Annotated in this window: 5 protein-coding genes and 1 pseudogene; 4 read left to right on the top strand and 2 right to left on the bottom strand. The window is 66.5% G+C overall.

The genetic code is table 11. The features are described from left to right. The 4 genes from hprK to QZ609_RS24525 all read left to right on the top strand — a co-directional run. Nucleotides 1–759 (top strand): HPr(Ser) kinase/phosphatase (gene hprK / locus QZ609_RS24510; RefSeq protein ID WP_295500458.1); only part of this gene is annotated, 759 nt, incomplete at its 5' end. A gap of 191 nt (nucleotides 760–950) precedes the next feature. Further along, on the top strand, nucleotides 951–1,289 hold the full coding sequence (locus QZ609_RS24515; protein WP_295500460.1) for a PsiF family protein: 339 nt from the start codon (nucleotides 951–953) through the stop codon (nucleotides 1,287–1,289). A 93-nt stretch (nucleotides 1,290–1,382) separates the two neighbouring features. Beyond that, a complete protein-coding gene (gene rapZ, locus QZ609_RS24520) occupies nucleotides 1,383–2,273 on the top strand; it encodes an RNase adapter RapZ (protein ID WP_295500462.1) in 891 nt (296 codons plus the stop codon). Nucleotides 2,274–2,362: 89 nt separating this feature from the next. Next, nucleotides 2,363–3,016 (top strand): LON peptidase substrate-binding domain-containing protein, encoded by a 654-nt coding sequence (locus QZ609_RS24525; protein ID WP_295500464.1) that lies wholly within the window; start codon nucleotides 2,363–2,365, stop codon nucleotides 3,014–3,016. An 18-nt stretch (nucleotides 3,017–3,034) separates the two neighbouring features. On the opposite strand, the gene mutY is transcribed toward QZ609_RS24525, so the two are convergent. Together mutY and QZ609_RS24535 are read right to left on the bottom strand one after the other, a co-directional pair. Further along, nucleotides 3,035–4,183, bottom strand: coding sequence for an A/G-specific adenine glycosylase (gene mutY / locus QZ609_RS24530; protein WP_295500466.1), 1,149 nt, complete (start codon nucleotides 4,181–4,183; stop codon nucleotides 3,035–3,037). Between the two features lie 105 nt (nucleotides 4,184–4,288). Continuing rightward, nucleotides 4,289–4,897, bottom strand: a pseudogene (locus tag QZ609_RS24535) (GTPase); the annotation flags it as partial.

The raw sequence follows: 4,897 nt of genomic DNA on the forward strand, positions 1-4,897 counted from the left end.
CGCCTGTCGGAAGAAAACCGCAAGCGCCAGATGGGCGAACTGATCCTGCTGGAGCCGCCCTTCCTGGTGGTGGCCGATGGCGTCGATCCGCCGCCCGACCTGGAGCTGCGCTGCACGCGTTCGTCCACGCCGCTGTTCACCTCGCCGATTTCCTCGGCGGCCGTCATTGACCACCTGCGGCTGTACCTGTCGCGCATCTCGGCGCCGCGCGTGACGATGCACGGCGTGTTCCTCGACATCCTCGGCATGGGCGTGCTGATCATGGGCGATTCGGGCCTGGGCAAGAGCGAGCTGGGCCTGGAGCTGATCTCGCGCGGCCACGGCCTGGTCGCCGATGATGCGGTCGACTTTGTGCGCCTGGGGCCGGATTTCATCGAAGGCCGCTGCCCGCCGTTGCTGCAGAACCTGCTGGAAGTGCGCGGCCTGGGCTTGCTCGACATCAAGACGATCTTCGGTGAGACCGCCGTGCGCCGGAAGATGAAGATCAAGCTGATCGTGCAGCTCGTGCGCCGCAACGACGGCGAGTTCGAGCGCCTGCCGCTCGATTCGCAATACCTCGACGTGCTCGGCCTGCCGATCCACATGGTGAAGATCCAGGTGGCGGCCGGCCGCAACTTGGCCGTGCTGGTCGAGGCCGCGGTGCGCAACACCATCCTGCGCCTGCGCGGCATCGACACGCTGCGCGACTTCATGGACCGCCAGCGCGCCGCCATGCTGGCCGAGGCCGCCTCGCATTCGCCGCAAGGCCGGCTCCTCTGACGAAACGTTTGCAAAGCTTTCACAAAGCTTCGCAAACGGCCGTCTCCCCCCTACTTTTGTCAAGGAACGTCAACCCGACACGCGGTCATTCCGTTGTGGGGGGGAATGCGCCGGGCACGCACGCGGCGGCGTTCATCGCGGGTGCAGCACCTGATGGCTGCGCCCTTCTGACGGTACCCAAGGAGAACACGATGAAACAACTGATTGCCGCTTGCGCCCTCGCGCTCCCGTTCCTGGCTGGCCAGGCTTTCGCCCAAGGTAGCGCACCGGCTGGTGCGATGGCCGCCCCCGCCGCCAAGAACGCACAGCAAGACAAGATGAAGCAATGCAACATGGACGCCGCCGGCAAGAAGGGCGACGAGCGCAAGGCGTTCATGAAGGGCTGCCTGTCGGACAAGCCGATGGCCGCCGAGGCCGCCAAGCCGGCTGACCCGAAACAGCGCATGAAGATGTGCAACAAGGACGCCACCGGCAAGAAGGGCGACGAACGCAAGGCCTTCATGAAGGACTGCCTGTCGAACAAGGGCTAAACGCCCGCGCGCCCGCGCCCGAAGAAGGCGGCCAGAGCGGCCGCCTTTTTCATTGGTCGCTGCCCTGCCACAATGTGATGCTATCCTCGCGGCATGCGGATCATTCTCATCACCGGTATGTCAGGTTCAGGGAAGTCGGTCGCCCTGAACGTGCTCGAAGACGCAGGCTATTACTGCGTCGACAACCTGCCTGCGCAGTTCATTCCGGAACTGGCGCAATACCTGGCCGACCAGGGCTACACGCACCTGGGCGTGGCCACCGACATCCGCAGCCGCGAATCGCTGCGCAAGGTGCCTGAGACCATCACCGCGCTGCGCAAGGAACACGACGTGCGCATGCTGTTCCTGACGGCGAGCACGAATGCGCTGGTGCAGCGCTATTCCGAGACGCGCCGCCGGCATCCGCTGTCGATCCGCAACGGCCGGCCGGAAGCCGCCAACGTGCAGGCTGTCGCCAAGGGCGCCGATACCTCGCTGATCGAAGCCATCGAGATGGAACGCGAGCTGCTGAGCCCGCTGGCCGACCCCGCGCATCGCATCGACACCAGCACGCTGCCCACCAACGCGCTACGCGCGTACATCAAGGAGTTCATCAGCGACGAGCCGCACGACCTCACGCTGATGTTCGAATCGTTCGGCTTCAAGCACGGCGTGCCGACCGATGCCGACCTGGTTTTCGACGTGCGCTCGCTGCCCAATCCGTATTACGACACGCACCTGCGACCGCTGACCGGGCGCGACCAGCCGGTCATCGACTTCCTGCAGAGCCAGCCGATGGTGCTGGCGATGGCCGAAGACATCCGCGCCTATGTCGAAAAGTGGCTGCCGAGTTTCATTGCCGACAACCGCAGCTACCTGACCGTTGCCATCGGCTGCACGGGGGGGCAACATCGTTCCGTGTACATCGCAGAGCGGCTCGCCACCTACTTCCGCGCGCATGGTAATGTGTTGGTCCGCCACCGCGAATTGGCTGTCGACGCCTAACACGCCCGCAGCGCCCGCAGCGTCCATTGCGCAGGGCCAGCATCGCGGCACCATCGCGAAAGTCTCGCCGACGTCCGCTCAGCCTACTCATGCAAGAAGACATCGCTCTCTCGCCCTTTTCACCGCTGCCGCCGTTGCCCACCGAGCTGCCGCTCTTTCCGTTGCACACGGTGCTGTTTCCCGGTGGCCTGCTGCCGCTGCGCGTTTTTGAAGCCCGCTACATCGACCTGGTGCGCACCTGCCTGCGCGACCAGACCCCGTTCGGCGTCTGCCTGATCGAGCGCGGCAACGAGGTGGCCACGTCGGAGGCCCCCACCGTGCCGGTGGATGTCGGCTGCATCGCCCACATCGTCGAATGCGATATGGAGCAGCTCGGCTTGCTGATGATCAAGGTGCGCGGCACGCAGCGCTTCAAGGTGCTGTCGTTCGACACCGCGGCCGGTGGGCTGATGCGCGGCACCGTCGAGCCGATCGGCGCCGACATCGAGGATTGCAAGGGTGAGCTCTACGATGACTGCGTGAATGCCCTGCGCCGCATCGTCACCACCCTGAGCACGCGCGAAGAAGGCCAGGTGCTGATGGCCGAACCCTACGACTGGGCTAGCCCGAGCTGGGTCGCCAACCGGCTGTGCGAACTGCTGCCGGTGCCGCTCAAGGCCAAGCAGAAGCTGATGGAACTGATGGATGCCGGCATGCGCATCGAGATCGTCCATCGGTACATGAAGCAGCACCACATCCTCTGATACCGCCGCAGCGAGCTCTCAGACGAGGCTCGGCTGCACCAACGTCTCGAGCGCCAGCTTGACGGGCGCCGGCAATCCCACCGAGTTCAATTGCATGAGCGGCACCCAGCGCCAGTCGTCGTCGAGCGCGGCTGGTGCGGCGATGTCCGCGCGCAGCAGATGCATGTGCAAGCGGAAATGCGTGAAGGTGTGCGTGAGCGCGCCAGCCATCTCCACCTGCGTGACCGTGCCGTAAGTCTGCGCAGCTTGGCGCACCGTATCGGCGTCAAGCGGATGCGCTTCGAGCGCATCGTCCATCTCGCCCACCAGCGGCAATGACCACAGCCCGCCCCAGATGCCACGCTGCGGACGGCGCTGCAGCAGCACCGCCTCGCCGTGCAGGGCGATCAGCAGGGTCGCAGCACGCTCGGGCGTCGCCTTGCGCGGGCGCGGCACGGGCAGCGCCATCACGCGCTCGGTGCGGCGCGCCTCGCACAGCGATTCGAGCGGGCAGGCGCGCTCGCCCGTCAGGCACGCCGGCTTGCCGCGCGTGCACACGGTGGCGCCCAGATCCATCAGGCCCTGCGTGTACGCCTGGATGCCGTCTGCAGGCGGCAATACCACCTCGGCGATGCGCCACATCGTGTCTTCGACGCGCTTGTCGCCAGGGAAACCGTCGATGCCGAACACGCGCGCAAACACGCGCTTGACGTTGCCGTCGAGGATGGCGGCCCGCACGCCGTACGAGAACGCGGCGATGGCCGCGGCCGTGGAGCGCCCGATGCCGGGCAATGCCGCCAGCGCTTCGGGGTCGCGCGGGAACACGCCGCCGTGCTCCGCCACCACGATCTGCGCGCAGCGATGCAGGTTGCGCGCGCGCGTGTAGTAGCCCAGGCCCGCCCAGGCGGCCATCACGTCGTCAGCCGGCGCGGCGGCCAGCGCCTGCACAGTGGGGAAACGCTCGATGAAGCGGGCGTAGTAGCCCAGCACGGCGCTCACCTGGGTCTGCTGCAGCATGATCTCCGAGAGCCAGACGCGATAGGCATCCCCGGTGTTCTGCCACGGCAGGTGGTGACGGCCGTGGCGCTGCTGCCAAGCGATCACGCGGGTGGCGAAGTCGTCGGGCAGCGGCGGCAGGGCTTGGGCGGGTTGCGCGGGTCGGCGCGGGCGACGGGGTGTGGCGGTCATGCTTGCGATGAAGGTGTGGCGCGCAACAGGGCTGCGCCGGCGGCGATCCTACCAGAACGAAAAAGGCGCCCGCAGGCGCCCTTTCCATTGACGTTCGATGCGCGTTCAAGCCGCCACCGAATGCGCCTCCAGCATCGTCCCGGCAGCCAGGATACGCGAGGCGTAATCAGCAATGATGCCACTGCGCTCGTCCAGCGTATTGAGCAGCGCTTCGAGCTCGGCAATGCGCGCTTCCAGCGTGTCAGTGGCCTCGTGGATGCGCTCGATCGAATCGACGCGCTTGCGCAGCTGCTTCTGGTGATCGCGCACCTGCGCTTCGAGCGGCGTCATCACCGACTTCAGCCAGATCTCGATGTCGCGGTTCATGTCCTGGAAGGTGTCCAGCACGCGGCTGGCGACCGTCGAGAACGCGCCGTGCACGAGCTGCGGCTTCGGACGGGTCAGGAAGCTGAACGCGCCGAAGTGCGCGTGCGCCAGGGCCAGCGTTTCCTTCAGGTCGGCGTCGTAGCGCGTGCCCAGGAAGCGCAGCGGCGGCGACAGCGTGAAGCCGTGTTCGGCGTTGAACTTCTTGTACATGCCGTCGACCATCTGGTGCAGCTGGTCGATGCGGTTGGCCGCGTCTCGCACCAGGCCGCCGAGGTGGCCGAACAGCTTGTCCATGTCGTCGCGCAGGCCGCGCGAGAACACGCGCTCCTTCATCTTCTCGCGCGCCTC

This window comes from uncultured Ralstonia sp., assembly GCA_913056305.1.
GTDB lineage: Bacteria > Pseudomonadota > Gammaproteobacteria > Burkholderiales > Burkholderiaceae > Ralstonia.

Excerpts from the sequence above, each read along its gene's own strand:
- QZ609_RS24515 (WP_295500460.1), top strand. The coding sequence starts at position 951 with ATGAAACAACTGATTGCCGCTTGCGCCCTCGCGCTCCCGTTCCTGGCT.
- rapZ (WP_295500462.1), top strand. The coding sequence starts at position 1,383 with ATGCGGATCATTCTCATCACCGGTATGTCAGGTTCAGGGAAGTCGGTC.
- QZ609_RS24525 (WP_295500464.1), top strand. The coding sequence starts at position 2,363 with ATGCAAGAAGACATCGCTCTCTCGCCCTTTTCACCGCTGCCGCCGTTG.
- mutY (WP_295500466.1), bottom strand. The coding sequence starts at position 4,183 with ATGACCGCCACACCCCGTCGCCCGCGCCGACCCGCGCAACCCGCCCAA.